The organism is Pelobium manganitolerans (genome assembly GCF_003609575.1).
GTDB lineage: Bacteria > Bacteroidota > Bacteroidia > Sphingobacteriales > Sphingobacteriaceae > Pseudopedobacter > Pseudopedobacter manganitolerans.
In genome coordinates, this window is sequence record NZ_MBTA01000012.1 from 173,383 (window position 1) to 195,303 (window position 21,921).

The window sequence follows — 21,921 nt, forward strand, 5'->3', positions numbered from 1 at the left end:
GATTTTTGTAAATAATGTTTAAATGGCTTTGACAGTTATTTAAAGAGATTTATATTCCTCTTTGATATTTCATCATGCATTGAGCTGGCGAACATGAGGCGTTCTTGATTTTACAATTTACGCGGGTTAATGAGGTTTAATCCTCTGATATTGGCAAAATCTTTTTCGTTTGCCGTGATAAGCGTATAACCGTAAGCAATGGTGGTAGCGGCAATAATAGCGTCGGGTGTTTTTATCTTCCTGCCTCTGCGCAACGCTACACAGTGGGCAATTACATTCGGGCCGATATCGATTATATTGCTATCAGCAATAAATTCTTTTACAATTCTGGCAGTGGTTTCGTCGGTGTCCCAGCAAAGGAGTTCTATCTGCGAAATTACCGAAAGGTTGGGCGTTGCATCAATAACCGAATCCAAAAATTCAATACCTGAAAAAGATAGTGAGGCAGACAGATAATGAGAAACAATATTGGTGTCGATTAGATATTGTTCCATTCGCTGCGCATTTGCTGAATATGCTCATTAAGGTTTTGTCCTTGTTCTTTACTGAGAATGCCCTTATATTTTTCAGAAAGCGTTGCTTTAGCCGGAGCAATATTTTCTTTCAGTACTTTTATTAAACGCAATTCTTCCAGTTCGTGTAGTAAGCCTATGGCTTTTTCGTTGGTAAGCTGTATAAGCATCGTGTTATCCATAAAATAAAATTGTTTAAGTGTTTGGGTTTTCGCTCGCTCATTTTAGATGTAGCACTGTTCATTTTATATCATAAAAGTCCTCATCTTTTAGTAAATGCCTTGTAACAAAACATTATTATGCAATTTAATGCAAAAACCGTGCATCGACAAGGACTATTGCTTACGATAGTTTGTAACGGATTATAGTCTAAAGCCCATCCACAAAAAACGGATGGGCTTTTTTATGCGATTTTTAGCTGTAATGATGACAATTATTGCTACTTTAGTTTGCAACCAAAACCTTTATGTATCTTCCGAAAAAAAGTCAGTTAGTACTGCTCTTATTTTTGTTTTTCCCTTTATGGCTGTGGGCGCAGCAAATCCTAAACGTGCAAAGTTTAGGTATCCAAAACGGCCTTTCTAATAACTCTGTACGTGTAGTTTTTCAAGATCAAAACGGCTTTATGTGGTTTGGTACGCATGATGGCCTCAACCGTTTTGACGGCTACGATTTTGAAATTTTTCGCAACAGCATACACGATACAACTTCTATCCCGCATAACTTTATTTACTCCATTGCCGAGGGTAAAAAAGGCGAGCTTTATATTGGTACGGGGCAGGGCATCAGTTTGTACAAACCTTTGTACAATACCTTTTCGCCCGTTTTTATAAAGCCCTATTATGGCGGCGCATCGTACAAAATCCAAAATTCCATTAACTGCATAAAAACAGATGCGCAACAAAATATATTTATTGGCACCAACGGACTGGGTTTTTTAATAAAAGAGGCCGGGAAAAAGGAGTGCACACAGATTCCGCTGGTTAACGGGAAAAATATTTCTACCGGCTACAATGTGGCAGCAATAAGTTTTGATGCGCAACAACAGATTTGGGTTTTTATTGCCGATGTTGGATTGTTTCAATATGAAAAAAGATCCAAAAAACTAGTACAAATTAGCAATGCGCACCGTGATGTTTCGGCGATGATTGCAGACGGAAACGGCAATTTGTGGCTTGGCGCCGAGTCGGGTTTGTACCGTTTTGATATTAAAAACGGCCAATGGTCCCGGCCAAGTAAAAACAGCATTTTAAGCAATAACATTTCGAGTCTGCTTCTGGATAAAACGGGAAAACTATGGCTGGGTTTGCCAGGAAAGGGACTGGCAATTTTAAACCTACAAACAGATTCATTAGCGTTCATTGGCGGTGGCCACACCCAGCCCAGCTTAAGCAGCCAATCTGTAAGCCATATTTTTGAGGATAAAGAAGGGCGTAAATGGGTGGCAACACTAAACGGAGGGGTTAACATCATCCAACCCAAACAATCCAAATTCCGCACGGTTGCCAACAATCCCTTTAGCGAAAACAGCCTTACCGCAAATTTCGCTTCCACATTTTTTGAAGATGCGCAAGGGCAACTGTGGATAGGTACAGAAAGCAATGGTTTTAGCATCTGGAACCGGCAAGGCAACAGCTTTAAAAACTACCGGTACCAAGCGGGTAAAAATTCACTCAGCAACAATTGGGTCACCTCTATCAAAGAAGATTATCTGGGCAATAAATGGATAGGTACGTTTGGCGGCGGTATCAACAAATTTGATCCGCTAAGCGGTACTTTCAAACCTTATACTTGCTACAATCCATCAGCCAACTTTGTTAACCGAAACGTATTGCAACTGTTAGAAGATAAAAACCATGATTTATGGGCTTCTACTTACGGCTCGGGGCGCTTGTACCGCTTTAACCGGCAGTTGGATCGCTTTGAGGTGTTTGATCAAAGCTTGACGGAAATTTATTTTTTAACAGAAAGCAAGGGCGATTTGTTAGGCGGTAATGCCAGCCATCTGGTTAAAATAGATCCAAAAAACCGTAAGCACCAATTTTTCGACATCGGAAAACCTGTACGCGCCATCCACCGGGATACCGACGGAAAACTTTGGTTGGGCACAGAGGGCGGTGGCTTGTTGCAGTTTGATTTGGCAAAAGGCAAGGTGGTGAAACGTTATTCTACGGATGACGGTTTGGCAAATAACTCTATCCTAAGCATATTAGAAGATAGCCACCACAATTTGTGGATGAGCACCTTTAACGGCCTTATAAAATTTAACACCCGCAACAACAAAATAAACAATTACTATCAAGAAGACGGTTTGCAAAGCAATCAGTTTTTTTACCGCTCGGCAGAGAAATTACGCAGCGGCGAGATGGTTTTTGGTGGCGTTAGGGGATTTAACATTTTTTACCCGGATAGCATTAAAGCCGGCAGAAGCTTACAACCTTTGGTGGTTACGGGGATAAAGGTGAACGGCAAGCTTATTAGTGCCCAAAGCAATTATGTGGTTGCTACCGAGGCAGATAAAATAGAGAAGCTGCGCGTTCCTTATGATGATGCGGTAATTTCTGTAAACTTTGCAGCCTTGAATTATACCTCACCCGGTTCAATAGAATACGCCTATTATTTAGAAGGTTGGGATAAAAGCTGGAATTACGTGGGCAAGCAGCGTTCGGCAAATTACACCAGTTTGCACGAGGGGCATTATACCCTCCACATTAAATCAACCAATGCGGCAGGGCTTTGGAGCAATAACGAAAAGCTTTTGCACATTACCGTTTTACCGCCTTGGTGGCGCACCTGGTGGGCTTACCTTGTTTATGCGCTAATCATATTTTTAACCATACGCAAGTTTGTGCTATACCAGCGCGATAAGGAACGCCTAAACTTTGAGGTACAATTGGCCGCCAGCAAAATGGCGCAAGAAAAAGAACTGCACGATAAAAAGCTCTCGTTTTTTACCCATATCTCTCACGAGTTCCGGACACCTTTAACGCTCATCATCAACCCCATCAAAGAATTTTTAAACAGCAAAACCGGTCAGGTAGAAACCCGCGAGTTAATTGTGGTTTACCGCAACGCCAGGCGTTTGCTAAGTTTGGTGGATCAGCTTTTGCATTTCCAAAAAGCCAATCCCGATAAGTTGAAACTAAGCCGTTTTGATGCGCTGAATCTTTTTAAAGAGATATACCTGTGTTTTACGCAGCAGGCCAAATCTAAGAACATCGGGTTTGATTTTATCGCAAATGAAGAGCAAATTGAAGTAATAGCGGATAAGGAAAAATTAGAAATCGCCGTTTTTAACCTGCTCTCAAATGCATTTAAATACACACCGTCGGGTAAATCCATCAAAATCTCCATATCCCATGATCAAAATTGGGTGCAGGTAGCTGTAGCTGATACCGGCGCAGGCATATCCCCGGAAACGGGCGAAAAAATATTTAGCCGTTTTTACCAAGTTGGCGAAAAGGAAAACCATGCGGGAGGCTTTGGTATTGGACTGTATGTAGTGAAAGAGATTATGGAGAGCCATAAGGGCAAAGTAAGCTACGAGAGTGAGCTAGGCAAAGGTTCTACTTTTTCATTAAGTTTTCCTCAATACGCAGCGTTACCTGCCGATGAGCTTGTAACCGCAGAAGAAAGTTTGCCCTTGCATGTAGAAGAGCGGATGGAAGTAGAAACAGACGCAGAGCTTGCGACTGTGCAAACAGAGAAAAGCATTGCCCCCGCCCCAGAAGCGGATGTGGTGAGCGAGAAAAGCAGTATTTTATTGGTAGATGATAATGAGGAGATCCGCAATTACATCCGCAATATTTTTGAAAACGATTACCAGGTGATGGAGGCCAGCAGTGCCGAACTTGCTTTTGAAATGATAGAAACCGAGCTGCCGAATTTGGTAATTACGGATGTGGTAATGGGCGAAATGAGTGGGGTTGATTTATGCCAGCGCATTAAAGAGGATGCTGCGCTAATGCACGTGCCGGTAATTTTGCTCACCTCTGGCAGCACCGCCGAGCTAAAGCTGAAAGGCATTGAAAGCGGTGCCGATGATTTTATTACCAAACCCTTTGAGAAAGAGATTTTAGTGGCGCGCGTAGCCAATCTGTTGCGCAGCAGAAGCAATTTACACCAGCATTTTTATAACCAGATTACGCTTAAGGCGGATGATTATTCTGTTTCGCCAGATTTGAAGAAGTTTTTGGAAACCTGCATTGCCATAGTAGAAAGGCATTTAGACGATAAGGATTTTAACGTGAAACAGCTGGCAGATGAGCTGGATATGAGCCACTCTGCTTTGTACAAAAAAGTAAAGCTCATTTCGGGCAAATCTGTTAACGAATTTATCCGCTTTATCCGTTTGCGTAAAGTTGCACAGCTTTTTATTGATACCGATTGTAAGGTGAATGAAGGGGCTTATCAGGCTGGCTTTAATGATATCCGCTATTTTAGAGAACAATTTGCCAAAGTTTTCGGCATGAACCCTTCTGATTATATCAAAAACTATCGGAAGGTGGCGGGCACTTCCTACAAACTGGGCGATAAATTTAAGCAGGAGAAGGTTTAGGTGCCATCGAGGTGCATACTGGCCCATACTGGTCGTAGCGTCCTGCCACCGCTTTTCTATAATGTTTTTAATATTTGCCTAATCGGGATAAAGTATGCAATCGTACTTAGGAAATTTGGTGGTAGCGAGACACTACGACCAGCTGGTACAAAAATCCACAGACCCTATTTTATTTTAGCCTAACCATCTAGTAAAGTCTCCAAATCCGAATTTACCGCTCAATATTGCAAAACCTACCCCCCTTTAAATTTAAATCTTATGCACAATTTGCAGGCACAAATAAACCGTTGTGCTAAATTATGCGAAACAGGACTTCCGCATTTTTACTTTTAATTTGTATTGCCGCAAGCACCACTTTTGCTCAGCAACAAGCTATTGTGCCGGCGCAACCTTGGGCAGATACCGACGGCGTACCTATCAATGCCCACGGCGGCGGTGTTATTTTACAGAAAGGGAAGTATTATTGGTTTGGCGAAAAACGTGGAAGGTCCGCCTCTGAGGGTGTATCCGTTTATTCGTCCAAAGATTTGGTTAGCTGGAACAACGAAGGTTTGGCTTTGGCATTAAGAGACAACCCCAACAGCGACATTACCAAAGGTGCCATCATTGAACGTCCTAAGGTCATTTACAATCCCAAAACCAAAAAATACGTGATGTGGTTCCATCTGGAGTTAAAAGGCCAGGGCTATAAAGCAGCGCGTGCGGGCGTGGCCGTTAGTGATGCTATTACCGGTCCTTTCCAATTTATCGAAAGTTTTAGGCCAAACGACAATATGTCGCGCGATATGACTTTGTTTGTAGATGATGATGGCAGCGCTTACCACCTTTATTCATCCAACGAAAACTACGATTTACGCGTGGCGAAACTCACCGATGATTTTTTGCGCCCCACCACCCAAGATTCACTTCTGTTCAGTAAGCATCGTGAGGCGCCTGCAATTTTTAAGGTTGGCAAACAGTATTACCTTATTACTAGCGCTTGCACCGGCTGGGCGCCAAATAAAGCCAGCTTGCATAAAGCAAATTCCATATTTGGTCCTTGGGAATACGCAGGCGACCCGTTGCACGGCCCTCTGGCAGAAATTACTTACGGCGGTCAATCGACTTTTGTATTGCCAATAACCCAAAACAAGTTCGTTTTTATGGCAGATAAATGGAACCCGCAAGATTTAAAAAATAGCACTTACATCTGGTTGCCTTTACAGGTAAATGCTGAAGGTGAAGTTGCTGTGCATTGGAAAGAAAAATGGTCGCCGGCAGATCTGTAAATTTTGCATATTATTGGAAATGACTGCTATCAAAAAAGAAATATATTTCGCTTCAAAACTCGGCTTATTGCTTGGTTTGCTTTTTGCTTTTTCATTACCATCGCTGGCGCAAAATACTTGGGCTTATGGCAAAGAGAAAGTCGGGGCAACAGCTTTTAAAACACCGCTGAACCATCAAATAAGTCCGTTTACAGGAATGAGTCGCACGCATTGGAAAGAAGCCGGCGAATATCTGCTTTCGGGCGCGTTTTCTTATATCCGCCAGTTAGATGACCCAATGGAATTTCCAAAACAGCCCGGCAAAAGTTACCCTAAAGATGATTTGCCAAACGCCACCGAAAAACTGGAGGGCCTGTGCCGCACGCTTTTTATTGCCGTCCCTTTGCTCAAAGAAAACCCAGATTTAAAACTGCACAACATCGCGGTAGCCACTTATTATCGTCACCAAATTTCACATCTGCTTAATGCCAACAGCGATATTTATGTGCCACATCTGAAAAAAAATGGCGGACCCAGCCAAACCTTGGTAGAGTTTGGGGGTTTAGCGGTTTCTTTATTTGCCGCGCCAGAAATTTTATGGGATCCTTTGCCTCAAGCCACAAAAGATTCTTTGGCAGCCACCATGCTCAGCTACGGTAACGGTCCCACCATCGCCATGAACTGGCGTTTCTTCAACATTTTTATCCTCAGCTTTTTTCATAGCCGGGGCTACGCCATCCGCGAAGATTACCTGGATAAGTTGTTAAAAGAAACTTTAGCCGATTATCGCGGCCAGGGTTGGTATAACGATAGCCCTTATTACGATTATTACAGTATGTGGGCTTTTCAGATGTACGGGACGCTATGGTCGCAGTTTTACGGAAATAAATACAAACCCGCTATGGCTTCGGCTTTTGCCGAGAACTTAAATGCGTTAAGCGATAATTATCCCTTGCTATTTGGGCGTAATGGCGAGATGATCATGTGGGGGCGCAGCATAGCCTATCGTATGGCGGCCGCAGTGCCTTTTCCGATGATGGGTTTTTTGAATAGCCCCAATTTAAATTATGGCTGGATGCGACGGATAGCCTCGGGCACCATCTTACAATTTCTGCAAAACCCAGATTGGTTAAAAGATGAAGTGCCAACGCTAGGTTTTTATGGCGCTTTTGAACCGGGCATACAGCCTTACAGCTGTCGTGGTAGCGCTTTTTGGCTCGGAAAACTGTTTTTGGGATTGCTGGTGCCGGCAAATAATGCTTTTTGGACGGCTACCGAGAATGAAGGCGAGTGGGAAAAATTTAGTAGCAACAAGGCATATAACAAATATTTAGAAGGGTCAAACATCCTCATTACAGATTACCCGGCGATAGGCGCGGCGGAAGTTAGGGCTTGGTGTTACAGTAAAGACGTCGGCTATTATCAAGGTACCGAAAACTATAATCGCTTAGCTTACAACAGCGCTTTTCCTTGGCAGGCGGATGGAAAAAACGGCGAGGTGGCCATGAACTACGTTTTCAAAAACAACAATAAATGGGAAGCTCTGCGCATGTTTAAGTTTAACCGTTACCAAAACGGCGTCTATTACCGCAACGCGGTTTTAGCTTCGGATACCAGTGTAGCTATCAATCTGGCAGATATTACTTTACCTAACGGGATATTGCGGGTGGACCGCTACGCCGGAACTAAAACTATAGAAGCCCGTTTGGGGCATTATGCTTTGCCACAGCTGGATAAACCTATCGTGGAAAGTGTAAGAAAGGTGAAAGGCAAATTGGTAAAAATTATAGATAACGGAATTTACCAACTGGCTTTTGTGCCCATTGCAGGCTGGCAAAACAGCGAATTTGTTACCGCCGAAGGTTTACATCCGGTGAAAGATAAAAGTTGCACCATTAACGGCACAGCCGGTTTTTCCGGGACAAAAAAAGCAGTTTATGCAGTTGCCATGCTCTGGAAAAAATCTGGCGAACGATGGTCGGGTAAAGAATTATCGCCGGTTAAAGCTTTTAAGGTTTTGCCGGATGGCGATGTGGAGCTAACCGTAAATTCCGAGCGTAAAACCATTAGCTATCATCCCTAAAATACCTCAGAAAAATGATTAAATATTCTTTAAGCTGTTTGATGGTGTTATTTCTGAGCTTCAACGCACAGGCACAAAAAAATAAGAAAGAAGCCGATGGGCCTGCGCAACGGAAATACCTATTGCAGGCCATGCTTAAAATTGCCGACCCCGTGTTAGAGGCGCTAAGCAAAAACGAGCTAAAAAAGGCCATGTCGGTAGAAGCTGCGCCGGGAAAAGAAGCCGACCGTAGAACGGTAACTTATTTAGAGGCTTTCGGAAGGCTTTTGGGCGGTATGGCGCCTTGGTTAGAGCTAGGCGCAGATGACACCGAGGAAGGTCAAATTAGGCAGAAATATATTTTGTTGGCGCGCACCTGCATTAAAAACGCCACCGACCCTGCATCTCCCGATTTCATGAATTTTACAAAAGGTGGCCAGCCGGTGGTGGATGCGGCCTTTTTTGCGCACGCTTTACTCCGTGCGCCGCAACAGCTTTGGGAGCCTTTAGATGCAGCAACCAAAGCAAATGTGATAAATGCTTTAAAGTCGACCCGCGTAATTACGCCCTATTATAGCAACTGGTTGCTGTTTAGTGCCATGGTAGAAACCGCTATTTATAAATTTGACAGCGGAGCCGATTTTATGCGGATAGATTATGCGGTAAAATCGCACCAGAATTGGTATTTGGGCGACGGTACTTACGGCGATGGACCCGATTTTCATTGGGATTACTATAATAGCTTCGTTATCCAGCCCATGTTGTTAGACATTACGCGCATAGCCCTGAAAAATCCTAAGTTATACCAACAATTTCAATCGCGTGCCAGCCGTTATGCAGAAATTCAGGAACGCTTAATATCGCCGGAAGGCACTTATCCGCCTATCGGTCGTTCTTTAACCTACCGCTTTGGTGCTTTCCAGCTGCTGGCGCAGGTGGCTCTGCAAAAAAACTTGCCACAAAATATTTCTCCAGAGCAGGTGCGCTGTGCTTTGTACGCCGTAATTAAAAAGCAAATAGAAGCGCCCCACACTTTTGATGATGGAGGTTGGCTCACCATTGGCATGTACGGCCACCAGCCCGGTTTGGGCGAGGTTTACATCTCTACCGGAAGCCTTTACTTATGCGCACAGGCATTTTTGGTTTTGGGCTTGTCCGCTGATGACGCTTTTTGGACCAAACCAAACGCCGCCTGGACGCAAAAAAAATTATGGCAGGGCTTAGCTGTGCCTATTGATCATGCTTTACCTAATTAACTGATACACCTACATGAAGTTTACGAGTGTTTTTGCGCTTATTGCGCTAGTTCTTTTTTCCGGATGTGGCACCACGCGCAGCAAAACATCTGCAAATACCAAAGAGGATGTTTTGGGCATCATCAACAAGGTGAATACGCATTGGCAACAAAATAATGCGCCCCGAAACGCTTTTTGGGACGAAGCCGCTTACCAAACTGCCAACATGGAAGCCTATTTTGTTACAGGAAACCCCGAGTATAAAGCTTACGCAGAACGCTGGGCGCAAAAAAACAATTGGAAAGGCGCAACATCCAACAACAAGGCCGAGTGGAAATATTCATACGGCGAAAAGCCAGCTTATGTGCTTTTTGGCGATTGGCAGGTGTGTTTCCAAACCTATATCGATCTGTATAATTTAGATGAAGTTAAAGATTCGAAAAAAATAGCCCGCGCTTTAGAGGTAATGCAATACCAAATGAGCACGTCTAACAATGATTATTGGTGGTGGGCCGATGGTTTGTACATGGCCATGCCCGTAATGACCAAACTTTACAAACTGACCGGTGATAAGCATTACTTGGATAAAATGTACGAGTATTTTGTTTTTGCTGATGATTTGATGTTTGATAAAGAAGCGCACTTGTACTATCGAGATGGAAAATACATTTATCCCAAACATAAAACAGACCGTGGTTTTAAAGATTTTTGGGCCCGTGGAGATGGCTGGGTATTTGCCGGTTTAGCCAAAGTTTTGGCCGATTTGCCTAAAGACTATCAACACTACGATTTGTTTTTAACGCGCTTTAAACAAATGGCCAAAGCGCTTTCTGCTACCCAACAAGCTGAAGGTTATTGGACGCGTAGCATATTGGATCCTCAACAAGCGCCAGGGCCAGAAACCAGCGGAACCGCGTTTATTGCTTATGGCTACTTGTGGGGAATGAACAACGGCATACTAGATAAAGCAACTTACAAGCCGGTAAGCCAAAAAGCGTGGAAGTATTTAACAGAGGTAGCTTTACAGCCCGATGGTGATATAGGTTATGTACAGCCGATAGGCGAAAAAGCCATTCCCGGACAAGTTGTTGATCAAAATTCTACCTCCAATTTTGGCGTAGGAGCCTTTTTGCTGGCTGCTTGCGAGATGTACCGCTCTTTATAAAGCAGCACAAATTTAGGAGATTGGTTTTGATAATTAAAAGCGATTTGTATCTTCAAATTTAATTTAGTGTCATGCGTACACTTTATTTTGAGAGCGGTGCAAATCTGCTTGTTTAAAATTAAAACTTCTTACAACCAATGAAATCTAAAATCCTACGTATGGTGCTGGCGCTAATGGTATGCGCATGGCTAAATCCTGTTTTAGCCCAACAAAAAGCCGCGATACCTACAGAAAAAGACATGAGCGCCTATCTGATGGTTTACTTCAAAGATGATAGCCACAGCCTGTACTTTGCGCTTAGCAAGGATGGTTACACTTTTACAGATGTAAATAACGGAACGCCCATTATTGCCGGAGATACCATTGCCGAGCAAAAAGGCGTACGCGATCCTTATATCATGCGTGGACCCGACGGTTACTTTTATATGGCGATGACAGACTTGCACATTTTTGCCAAACAAAAAGGCTTGCGCGATACCGAGTGGGAGCGCGACGGAAAAGAGTTTGGTTGGGGCAACAACAAAAACCTGGTGCTGATGAAATCAAAGGATTTAATTCACTGGACACATTCTTTACTGCGCGTAGATAAAGCTTTCCCCGGCTGGCAACACATCGGCTGTGCTTGGGCGCCAGAATTAATTTATGATGAGCAAGCCGGCAAAATCATGGTGTATTTTACCATCCGTTTCCGCAACGGTAACACCCAGTTGTATTACGCTTACCTTAACAAGGATTTTAACGCATTAGAAACAGAACCTAAACTGCTGTTTCAGCACCCTAAAGCCAATATTCAATACTTAGATGCGGATATTACCAAAGTTGGCGATAAATTCCACATGTTTTACGTTTCGCAAGAGAATCCGGCAGGCATCAAACAAGCGGTTTCCAACTCCTTAACATCCGGTTACCTGTATGATGATAAATGGTACGATCCGGAACCGAAATCATGCGAAGCACCTAACGTTTGGAAACGCATTGGCCAAGATAAATGGGTTTTGATGTACGATATTTTTAGCATCCATCCGCATAACTTCGGCTTTAGCGAAACCACAGATTTTAAAAACTTCACCAATTTGGGCCGTTTTAACGAAGGCGTAATGAAAACCACCAATTTCAGTTCTCCAAAACATGGGGCGGTAATCCATCTCACCAAAAAAGAAGCGGAAAACGTGGCTAAAAACTGGAATTTAAAGATGAAATTTTAAATGCCCGCTATGCTCAAAAAAAACAATATCCTGTTGTTAATTGCGCTATGTGTAAATATTTCTGTCATCGCACAAAGCAAGTCGCGCTGGTTTTCAGAAAGCCGGCCCCTAGATTCTATCATCCTCAGCGACCCCTGCATCTTAGCTGATCAGCAAACGCGGACCTATTACATGACGGGCACAGGCGGCCAGCTTTGGAAGAGTAAAGATTTAAAACGCTGGGCGGGTCCGTATCAGGTAATCCAAACAGACAGCAGCTCGTGGATGGGCAAAAACCCGATGGTTTGGGCGGCAGAACTGCACCAGTATAAAGGCAAATATTATTACTTCGCCACCTTTACCAATAAAAACATCAAGATTGATAGCGTTAGGGGGAACGTAATTGAGCGCAGAGCCTGCCACGTTTTAGTAAGCGATAAAGCGGAAGGACCATACCTGCCTATGAAAGACAAAACCTACCTGCCCGCAAATATGCCAACTTTAGACGGCACTTTTTGGGTGGATGAAGACCAACAGCCCTATATGGTTTTTTGCCATGAGTGGCTGCAGAACTGGAACGGTACAGTAGAAAAAATTAGGCTAAAGCCCGATTTGAGCGGTACCCTTGGCAACGCCAAATTGCTTTTTAAAGCGAGTGATTCGCCTGGGAGCCGCGAGCGTACCAGCAAAGGCGACACTACTTTTAACAAAGTTACGGATGGGCCTTGGCTGTTTAAAACGCAAACTGGCAAGTTGGGCATGTTATGGACCAGTTGGATTTTTAACCTTTATACGCAAGGCGTGGCTTACTCGCAAAGTGGCACTTTAGACGGCCCTTGGGTACAGGAAAAAGAACCCATAACGCCGCCAAATTTTGGGCACGGAATGTTGTTCAAAACGTTTGACGGAAAACTTCTAATGTCTGTCCACAGCCATAAGAAAATTGACGGCCGTACCATCCGTATTCCGCATTTATTTGAGGTGGACGACTCGGGCGATAAGCTTGTATTTTTGAAACAGTACTTTAAGCCATAACTTTTATCCGCTCACTTAGCCTATATATTTTAACTGCACCATGAACATCCATAAATCGGTTTTAGCCCTAACAGTACTAAGTTTATTTTCGCTTACGCGGATAAATGCGCAACAAAAAACCGAACCTAAATACGAGGGTTACCTGTTTGCTTATTTTGAAGGTTCTGGCGATGGCTTTGCCCGCGAGCAACTTCGTTTTGGCGTAAGCGCCGATGCTAAAAACTGGTTTGCGTTAAATAACAACCAGCCCATCATCAAATCGTCCGAAATTTCGCAAACTGGCGGCATCCGCGATCCGCATATTTTACGCAGCCAGGACGGCAAACGCTTTTTAATTACCGCAACAGATATGTTTGTGGCAAAAAACGGGTGGGACAACAATCCGGGAATTGTGATGCTCAGCTCGCCAGATCTAATCAACTGGAAACACAGTATTATTGATTTAGAAAAGCAATATCCCAAAAACTTTTCGGGTTTAAAGTGGGTCTGGGCGCCGCAAACCATTTACGACCCGCAAGCTAAAAAGTACCTGGTATATTTTACGGTGCGCTACTATAAAAACGAAAAACTCGATTTTTATTCGGCGTATGCCAATAAAGATTTTACCGGCTTTGAAAAAGAACCTAAACTGATGTTTAGCGCTAAGTATGGTGCAATAGATGGCGATATTGTTTATAAAGACGGGCTTTACCATTTGTTTTTTAAAGGCAATACCAAAGATGAGAGCGGTAAAGAATTTAAAAATGGCATTCAGCAGGCGACCAGCAAGTCATTAAAAGGTCCTTGGAAAGAGGATTTTAAATATATGGATGCTTATGCAGGCACAAAAACAAACGTAGAAGGATCCAGCGTTTTTAAGCTGAACGATAGCGACGATTATATTTTAATGTACGATTTATACTCGAGCCAGCGCTACGAATTTCAGCGCAGTAAAGATCTGTTCAACTTTACAGAAAAGCCCGAATCATTCACCAAAAACTTTTCTCCGCGCCACGGCAGCGTCATCGGCATCACAAAAGAAGAAGCCCGGCGCCTGCAAGCAAAATGGGGCGGCGTGCCGGGCGAGTTGCTTTCGCCAAGTAAGCCCGGTGATCGCTACCGTTTCCAATCGGCGGGCAATCCCATCATTACCCACGAGTTTACTGCCGATCCGGCAGCTTTTGTTGAAGGCGATTCTTTGTGGTTGTACACCGGACACGATTTTGCGGGCAACCAAAAAGCTTATCGGATGAAAGATTGGTTAGTTTTTTCGAGCAAGGATCTAAAAACATGGACGCAGTACCCCGTGCCCTTAACAATAACAGATTTTGAATGGGCAAAAAGCGGCGATGCCTACGCCGGGCAGGTTATCAAACGCAACAACAAATATTATTGGTACATCAGCACCAATTGGAGCGGTATTGGCGTTGCCGTTGCCGATAGGCCAGAAGGACCTTTTAAAGACGCCTTGGGCAAGCCATTGCTCACCAACAAAGACTGTTTCGCATCTACCCACAGTTGGGCCTGTATTGATCCTAGCGTTTTTATTGATGATGACGGGCAGGCTTGGCTGTTTTGGGGCAACCGCGAGTGTTATTACGCCAAGCTAAAAGATAACATGATTGAAATTGACGGGGAGGTAAAGCAAATTAAGTTTCCAAACGAAGTCAATTTTACCGAAGCGCCTTGGGTTCATAAAAAAGACGGTACCTATTACCTTTCTTATGCTACCGGTTTTCCAGAAAAGATAGCTTATTCAACCGCAAAAAATATCGAAGGACCGTACCAGTATCAGGGCATTTTAAATGAAGTAGCCGGTAACAGTAATACCAACCATCAAGCTATCGTAGAATTAAACGGCCAGTCCTATTTTATTTACCATAATGGCGCGCTGCAAAATGGTGGCAGCGGTTATAGCCGTTCCGTTTGTATCGATAAGCTGGAATATCTGCCAAACGGTTTAATGAAGCGGGTACAAATGACTACCGAAGGGATAAATACGGCCAAGCCCTAAGCGCTTTTAGCGGTTTTTGAAACGCTATTCATGGTTTATTGATACGCTTTTCCTGTGTTCTCATGCGTTTAAACTGTACTTTTGAGGTTTCGGGGTTCCGATTATTTTACAACCAATAGAAAAATCAGATGTTCAAAAAATTGAGGTTTAAAACGTTTTTAAGCGTTTGCGTGTTAAGTTTTGTAACTGCTTTAAGCTTTGGGCAAACCGGCAGGGCAAAGTACAACTTTAACCCGGCTTGGAAGTTTGTTAAAGGGGATGTAGAAGGTGCGCAGGCGCTTAACTTTGATGACAGCAAATGGCAAGCTGTTACCCTTCCGAGTGCTTGGAACGAGGATTCGGCTTTTAAAGTTTTGATTAACAATTTGCCAACCGGTATTGCTTGGTATCGCAAACACTTTAAACTGCCAAAAGGTTCCGAAAACAAAAAAGTATTTATAGAGTTTGAAGGTTTACGCCAGGCCGGTGAAGTTTATTTAAATGGTGAATTTATCGGTCGCCATGAAGACGGAATTATGGCTTTCGGCTTTGATTTGAGCAATAAGCTGAACTACAAAGGCGATAACGTCATCGCCGTAAGGGTAGACAACTCTTGGGATTACCGCGAGAAAGCTACCAACAGCCGCTTTCAGTGGAGCGATAGAAACTTTAACGCCAACTACGGTGGCATCAACAAAAATGTTTGGCTGCACATCACCAATAAGCTATATCAAACTTTGCCTTTATATTCCGATTTACAGACTACCGGCGTGTATGTTTATGCCCAGGATTTTAACATTGATGCTAAAACAGCCACGGTGCATGTAGAAAGCGAAGTAAAAAATGAAACCGGCAAAGCCCAAACTTTTGGTTTTGAGGTAGAAGTGAAAGATGCAGACGGAAAAGTGGTGAAAACGTTTAAAGGCGAGAATCAAAACATCGCGGCGGGCGCAACAGCAACTGTAAAAGCATTGGCACCCATGCAAAATTTAAACTTCTGGAGCTGGGGCTACGGTTATTTATACACGGTAACCGCTAAATTAACCCAAAACGGCAAAGTTACAGATGAAGTGCCGGTAGTTACCGGATTCCGCAAAACCGCATTCAAAAACGGGATGGTTTATTTAAACGATAGGGTTTTGTTGATGAAAGGTTACGCCCAAAGGACCACCAATGAGTGGCCTGCGGTAGGGCAATCTGTACCGGCTTGGCTTAGCGATTACAGCAACCATTTAATGGTAGAAAGCAATGCTAACTTGGTGCGCTGGATGCACATTACGCCATGGAAGCAAGATGTAGAATCATGCGATAGGGTAGGTTTAATACAAGCCATGCCTGCCGGCGATTCTGAGGCCGATGTTACCGGTGTAAGATGGGAACAACGCGTTAAAGTGATGCGCGACGCTACAATTTACAACCGCAATGCGCCAAGCATTTTATTCTACGAAAGCGGTAACGAATCTATTTCCGAGGCACACATGGCAGAAATGAAGGCCATCCGCGATAAGTATGATCCACATGGCGGTCGTGCGGCTGGTTCGCGCGAGATGCTGGACAGCAAAGTTGCCGAGTACGGCGGCGAAATGTTATACATTAACAAAAGCGCTAACATCCCAATGTGGGCTACAGAATATTCCCGAGATGAAGGCTTGCGCAAATATTGGGACGAGTTCTCGCCCCCATACCATAAAGACGGCGACGGTCCATTGTACAAAAACGAATCTGCAGCGGTTTATAACCGCAACCAAGACAGTCACGCCATAGAAGATATTGTGAGGTGGTACGATTTCTGGCGCGAACGACCTGGGACAGGTAAAAGAGTGAGCGCTGGTGGCGTAAACATTATTTTTTCCGACTCTAACACGCACCACCGTGGTGCCGAAAACTACCGCCGCAGCGGCGAGGTGGATGCTATGCGTATCCCTAAAGATGGGTTTTATGCACACCAAGTAATGTGGGACGGTTGGGTAGATGTGGAGCATTTCCGTGCGCACATTATGGGCCACTGGAATTACAAGGCCGGTGTAGTAAAAAATATTTATGTGGTGGCTTCTGGCGAAAAAACAGAGCTTTTTATCAATGGAAAATCAAAAGGCTTTGGCGAGCGCAGCAGCGATTTCTTGTTCACTTTCAAAAACATTGCTTGGGAACCGGGCACTATTAAAGCCGTAACTTACAGCAAAGACGGAAAAGTTTTAGCCGAAGACGAAATTAAAACTGCCGGCGAACCTGTGGCTTTAAAACTAACGGCTATGACGCATCCAGACGGTGTAAAAGCAGATGGATCCGATTTAATTCTAGCGCAGGTAGAAGTGGTGGATAAAGACGGCAACAGATGCCCTACTGCCTTGAACATGATAAACTTTGACCTTAGTGGCGAGGCAACGTGGAGGGGCGGTATTGCGCAGGGCCCGGATAATTATATTTTATCTAAAAATCTACCGGTAGAAGGTGGCGTAAACCGTGTATTTATTCGCTCAAGCACAAACGCGGGTAACATCAAGCTATTTGCAAAATCAGAAGGATTACAGAGTGCCGAACTTAACTTCAAATCGGTGCCGGTAAAAGTAACGGACGGCTTGGCTACTGTTTTCCCTGCCGATGGTTTAAAAGGTAAACTGGAGCGCGGACCAACGCCTGCTGGCCCGTCTTACAAAAACATCAGAAAAACGCTGGAGATAGCTGATATAACGGCAGGATCAAACCAAAGCGAAGCTAGATTAAGCATAGATGATAACGAGCTGAGTGCTTGGGGTAATGACGGCAACTTAAATACCGCATGGATAAGCTATCAGTTCAAAGATGCCGCCCGTATTGATGGCGTGCAGTTGAAATTGAATAATTTTAGAACACGCACTTACCCTATTAAAATAAGTGTAGACGGCAATACGGTTTACGAAGGCGTAACCGCAAGAAGTTTAGGGTATATTGATATTCCTGTAAAATCTACCGTAGGCAAAAGCCTTAAAATAGAGCTGAAGGCCCTTAACTCTGGCAAAGACGACTCTAACATCCAAGAAGAAATGGGCGGCAAAAAGCTGGACGACGGTATAGGTGGAGATGATGCCAATAAAAAAGGTGTATTAAAGATTATTGAAGCAGAGGTTTACCAGAATTTGTAAACTGTAGTTTCAGTGTTGGCTGATAATCCCTCCAATGGTTTTGGAGGGATTTTTTAATGTTATGTTTCTTTAATTCTGTAAATTCAGCACACAAAACTTAAATAAAGTGTGACTTTGAAGTGTCCATTACTTTTTTTCTTAGTTCCATGGTTGTGGTTTAGCGTGGCTTTTGCACAGCAACCCAAACTTAAATTTGAACACATTACATCTGACGATGGTTTGCCTCAAAATACCGTGCATGGAATTGTCAAAGACAGATACGGATTTATGTGGTTTGGCACCTGGGGGGGGCTGTGCCGCTACGACGGATACAATTTTAGGGTTTATAAGCAAGATTCGGATAATCCAAAATCCATCAGCAGCAACCGGATTGACAATTTGTTGAAGGATGAAAAAGGCAATATTTGGATTTTAACCTTTGATTCAAAACATTTATGCCGCTACAATTATGAACAAGATAATTTTGATCGTATTACGTTAGAAGACGCTCCGCTAAGTATATCTAGCAAGATAAGTAGGCGTAAGCATTACGAAACTATAAATTACCAGTGGCAAAATACAAAGTGGCATTTTAATACACGTACAAACGAACTATTACAGACCGATTTACTCACTGGCGTTACCAAAAATTACAAGAGCAACCAAACTGATCCTTTGGCTTTGGCAGATGATTACGTGACGGACATGTATTTAGATAATACCGATATATTATGGTTAGGTACTTTTAGTAACGGTATTGAAAAAGCCAATCTGCGCGCTAAATCTTTCAATTATATTTACAGAGAGCCTTCTAAGCCAAATTCTATCGTGGATAATAATATCCGCGCTATTTGCGAAGATCAGGGCGGTAAAGTTTGGATTGGCACACGAGATAAAGGTATCTCGGTAATTTATGCAGACGAGGTACGTAATTATACTTTTGCTAACGGTTTGCCAGATAACCAAATACGTCGGATATTTTGTGACAACAAAGGCACGATATGGGTGGGGACTAAAACCGGAGTCGCGTTTTTTAACGAAAAAACAAATGCATTTACCGCTCTTCAGCAAATAAACACATCTGTATTTGGCATGGCACAGGCGCCAGACGGTAAAATTATTTTTGCCACCTGGCAAGGTGTTTACGCTTATGATAAAGTTACCAAACAGCTTGAACTAATTGGTGCAAGCAATGTTTTAAATAGCATACGCGTAAGAGTAGTTTTGTTTGATAAGCAACAACGCTTGTGGGTTGGTACAGAAGGAGGTGGAGCCAGCTTGCTGACATACAATCATGGCAAATTAAAGCTGTTAAGGCATTTTATCCATGAAAGCAAAAATAAAAATAGCATTAGCGAAAACCGGATAAACTCTATTTACGAAGACAGCACAGGGAAAATATGGATTGGCACCGGCAACGGTTTAGACTGTTATGACCCATCCGCAAAAACAATCAAATCTATCTCGGGCGAAAATGGTTTGGCAGATAAAACCATTGCCGGCATATTAGAAGATGATCAGGGCTTTTTGTGGGTGAGCCATAAAAAAGGGATATCGCGCATAAGGTTGAACAACGTGGCCATACACAATTTTACCAAGCAAGACGGTTTACAAGGCAATGAATTTTCTGACGGTGCCGCCTATAAAAGTAAGCTGAAGCCATTAATATACTTTGGGGGCAACAATGGCTACAATGCTTTTAATCCTAAACTAATTGTGGCAGACTCTTCCCTTCCCCAAACTGTTTTGGTTGATTTACGGATCCTTAATCACCAAATTAATGTACACGAAAAGTTTGACGACCGAATAATTTTAAAAAAGCCCCTTTACCTCAGCAAAAAAATTGAGCTTACTGCTGCCGATAAAAGTTTTGCAATAGAGTTTGCAGGTTTACATTTCAGCAATCCACAGGCGAACAAATACAAATATATGTTAGAAGGATTTGATAAAGATTGGATTAGCGCTGATGCAGATCGACGCATCGCTAGCTACTCGAACCTAAATCCTGGTACCTATGTATTTAAAGTTATTTCGGCAAATAACGACGGTATATGGAACACTAAGCCAGCCGTTTTGCAAATCGTGGTAAATCCACCATTTTACCTAAGTATTTGGGCTTATGTTGTTTATACAGCTGTGGCAATTGCAATATTTGCTTTGTATCATTTTTACAGTACCAAGTATAACCGCTTGCAAACCGAATTACGTTACGAGCAGTTGATGCACGAGAAAGAGAACGAGTTAAACTTAAACAAGCAACGTTTCTTCACCAATATATCTCATGAAATAAAAACACCGCTTTCGCTGATTTTAGCACCAATTGAAAATGTTTTCCGCCGTTATGCCAGTCATACAGAACTGTTGTCGCAAATGGAGCTTATCAAAACCAATGCTACAAGTTTGTTAAAACTGGTAAACCAGCTGTTGGATTTTGAGAGATTAAATTCTGGACACGCATCTGTAAATTTAAAATTCGGCTGTGTTACAGATTTCTTAAAAAATCGGACAAACGCATTTAAAACATTGGTAGAAGAGAAGAATATCTGCCTAACTTTTACTGCAACCGAAACAATTAATTGCCTCTTTGATGATGACAAGCTCGAGAAAATATTCAACAACCTCTTATCTAATGCTGTTAAGTTTACCGATAAAAACGGAGAGATAAGCGTAAACATAATTTCTGCCGACGGGGATTTTAAAATAGAGGTAAAAAATACAGGTGCAATTATACCAGCTGCAAAGCTTGAACATGTTTTTGAGCCGTTTTATCAGGCCGGGGATCAAGCAAGTGGTGGCACCGGAATAGGTTTGGCCTATTGCAAAACGCTGGTTGAAGCTTTAGGGGGGCGTATTTGGGTGCAAAGCAAAAGTATAGAAGGAACGTACGGCAATACCATATTTACCGTGTTGTTGCCCCAAACACAGCGTGATGCTAGTGCTTTAAAAGAGGAGGAACCGTTATCGGATGTGTTTGAACCAGAGGTTTTAGAGGATCTAGAGGTTCAAAATTTACCGAACCCTCTGGTTGACGCTAAAATATTTATAAACGGCCGGTTGCCCATTGTTTTGATTGTTGAAGATAACCCCGAATTGCGCCAGTACCTCTGCGAGCATTTTAAATCTTTTTACAGAGTACTATCTGCCGAGAACGGTTTAGAAGGGCTTGAGGCAGCAAAGAAAGATATTCCGGATTTGGTGATTTCTGATGTGATGATGCCGGAAATGGACGGTACAGACTTTTGCGCGGCGCTCAAATCAGACCAAAAAACAGCGCATATCCCGCTTATATTGTTAACCGCTAAATCGCTAAAGGCAGATTTGTTACTGGGATTAGAAATGGGCGCAGATGATTATCTTACCAAACCTTTTGAATTGAGTGTGTTAGAGGCTAAAGTGAGAAATCTGCTTCTCTCGAGAGAAAAACTTAAAAATACCTACCGTAAAAAAATAGAACTAAAGGTTGACGCAAGCCTACCTCAATCAGCAGATGATAAACTGATTGCTAAAGTGATGGAATTTATCGATGCTAATTTAGACAATACCGACCTCTACGTAGATGAAATTTGCAAAAATATAGGCATCAGCCGGTCCCAATTGTACCGAAAAATTAAATCTTTTACCGGTTTAAGCATAGCCGAGGTAATTAAAGAGATGCGTTTGAAAAAAGCAAAAATTTTGCTGGTGGAAAATAAATTTAATGTTAACGAAGTGGCATACATGGTGGGTTTTTCCGACGCGGACTATTTCAGGAAGTGTTTTAAAGCCGAGTTTGGACTGTCTCCTTCAGAATTTGCCAAGCAAAGCTAAAATGAAACCATTTACACGTTCCTATTTGAACCAAATTTCATGT

At 43.0% G+C, this 21,921-nt stretch carries 12 protein-coding genes; 10 read left to right on the forward strand and 2 right to left on the reverse strand.

Features of this window, described 5'->3' with window-relative positions; genetic code table 11:
• Window positions 1-110 precede the first annotated feature (110 nt).
• Window positions 111-494, reverse strand: coding sequence for a type II toxin-antitoxin system VapC family toxin (locus BCY91_RS07365; protein ID WP_120181315.1), 384 nt, complete (start codon window positions 492-494; stop codon window positions 111-113).
• A complete protein-coding gene (locus BCY91_RS07370; protein WP_120181316.1) occupies window positions 479-694 on the reverse strand; it encodes a hypothetical protein in 216 nt (71 codons plus the stop codon). Before BCY91_RS07370 ends, BCY91_RS07365 begins: the two co-directional genes overlap by 16 nt.
• A 284-nt stretch (window positions 695-978) precedes the next feature.
• On the opposite strand from BCY91_RS07370, the gene BCY91_RS07375 reads away from it, so the two are divergent.
• The 10 genes from BCY91_RS07375 (at window position 979) to BCY91_RS07420 (ending at window position 21,878) form a co-directional block, all read left to right on the forward strand.
• Window positions 979-5,070, forward strand: a complete 4,092-nt coding sequence (locus BCY91_RS07375) for a hybrid sensor histidine kinase/response regulator transcription factor (RefSeq protein ID WP_120181317.1) — start codon at window positions 979-981, stop codon at window positions 5,068-5,070.
• 299 nt (window positions 5,071-5,369) lie between these two features.
• Complete coding sequence (locus BCY91_RS07380) at window positions 5,370-6,338, forward strand: glycoside hydrolase family 43 protein (RefSeq protein WP_120181318.1); 969 nt, start codon at window positions 5,370-5,372, stop codon at window positions 6,336-6,338.
• Between the two features lie 19 nt (window positions 6,339-6,357).
• The gene (locus BCY91_RS07385) at window positions 6,358-8,400 is read left to right on the forward strand and encodes a DUF2264 domain-containing protein (RefSeq protein ID WP_120181319.1); all 2,043 of its coding nucleotides are present in this window, start codon (window positions 6,358-6,360) and stop codon (window positions 8,398-8,400) included.
• A 14-nt stretch (window positions 8,401-8,414) separates the two neighbouring features.
• Window positions 8,415-9,635: a DUF2264 domain-containing protein gene (locus BCY91_RS07390; RefSeq protein ID WP_120181320.1), complete on the forward strand. Its 1,221-nt coding sequence runs from the start codon at window positions 8,415-8,417 to the stop codon at window positions 9,633-9,635.
• 13 nt (window positions 9,636-9,648) lie between these two features.
• Window positions 9,649-10,779, forward strand: coding sequence for a glycoside hydrolase family 88/105 protein (locus tag BCY91_RS07395; RefSeq protein ID WP_120181321.1), 1,131 nt, complete (start codon window positions 9,649-9,651; stop codon window positions 10,777-10,779).
• Between the two features lie 137 nt (window positions 10,780-10,916).
• Window positions 10,917-11,984: a glycoside hydrolase family 43 protein gene (locus BCY91_RS07400; RefSeq protein ID WP_120181322.1), complete on the forward strand. Its 1,068-nt coding sequence runs from the start codon at window positions 10,917-10,919 to the stop codon at window positions 11,982-11,984.
• A 9-nt stretch (window positions 11,985-11,993) separates the two neighbouring features.
• A complete protein-coding gene (locus BCY91_RS07405; protein WP_120181497.1) occupies window positions 11,994-12,998 on the forward strand; it encodes a glycoside hydrolase family 43 protein in 1,005 nt (334 codons plus the stop codon).
• Window positions 12,999-13,038: 40 nt separating this feature from the next.
• Entirely contained in the window at window positions 13,039-14,991 is a 1,953-nt protein-coding gene (locus BCY91_RS07410) for a family 43 glycosylhydrolase (RefSeq protein ID WP_120181323.1), read from the forward strand.
• A 128-nt stretch (window positions 14,992-15,119) separates the two neighbouring features.
• Window positions 15,120-18,092: a sugar-binding domain-containing protein gene (locus BCY91_RS07415; RefSeq protein WP_120181324.1), complete on the forward strand. Its 2,973-nt coding sequence runs from the start codon at window positions 15,120-15,122 to the stop codon at window positions 18,090-18,092.
• 114 nt (window positions 18,093-18,206) lie between these two features.
• Window positions 18,207-21,878, forward strand: a complete 3,672-nt coding sequence (locus BCY91_RS07420) for a hybrid sensor histidine kinase/response regulator transcription factor (RefSeq protein ID WP_182995329.1) — start codon at window positions 18,207-18,209, stop codon at window positions 21,876-21,878.
• The last annotated feature ends 43 nt before the right edge of the window (window positions 21,879-21,921 follow it).

Coding starts and splice junctions, on each gene's coding strand:
- BCY91_RS07415 (WP_120181324.1), top strand. CDS start 15,120: ATGTTCAAAAAATTGAGGTTTAAAACGTTTTTAAGCGTTTGCGTGTTA.
- BCY91_RS07375 (WP_120181317.1), top strand. CDS start 979: ATGTATCTTCCGAAAAAAAGTCAGTTAGTACTGCTCTTATTTTTGTTT.
- BCY91_RS07385 (WP_120181319.1), top strand. CDS start 6,358: ATGACTGCTATCAAAAAAGAAATATATTTCGCTTCAAAACTCGGCTTA.
- BCY91_RS07390 (WP_120181320.1), top strand. CDS start 8,415: ATGATTAAATATTCTTTAAGCTGTTTGATGGTGTTATTTCTGAGCTTC.
- BCY91_RS07380 (WP_120181318.1), top strand. CDS start 5,370: ATGCGAAACAGGACTTCCGCATTTTTACTTTTAATTTGTATTGCCGCA.
- BCY91_RS07400 (WP_120181322.1), top strand. CDS start 10,917: ATGAAATCTAAAATCCTACGTATGGTGCTGGCGCTAATGGTATGCGCA.
- BCY91_RS07410 (WP_120181323.1), top strand. CDS start 13,039: ATGAACATCCATAAATCGGTTTTAGCCCTAACAGTACTAAGTTTATTT.
- BCY91_RS07405 (WP_120181497.1), top strand. CDS start 11,994: ATGCTCAAAAAAAACAATATCCTGTTGTTAATTGCGCTATGTGTAAAT.
- BCY91_RS07395 (WP_120181321.1), top strand. CDS start 9,649: ATGAAGTTTACGAGTGTTTTTGCGCTTATTGCGCTAGTTCTTTTTTCC.
- BCY91_RS07370 (WP_120181316.1), bottom strand. CDS start 694: ATGGATAACACGATGCTTATACAGCTTACCAACGAAAAAGCCATAGGC.
- BCY91_RS07365 (WP_120181315.1), bottom strand. CDS start 494: ATGGAACAATATCTAATCGACACCAATATTGTTTCTCATTATCTGTCT.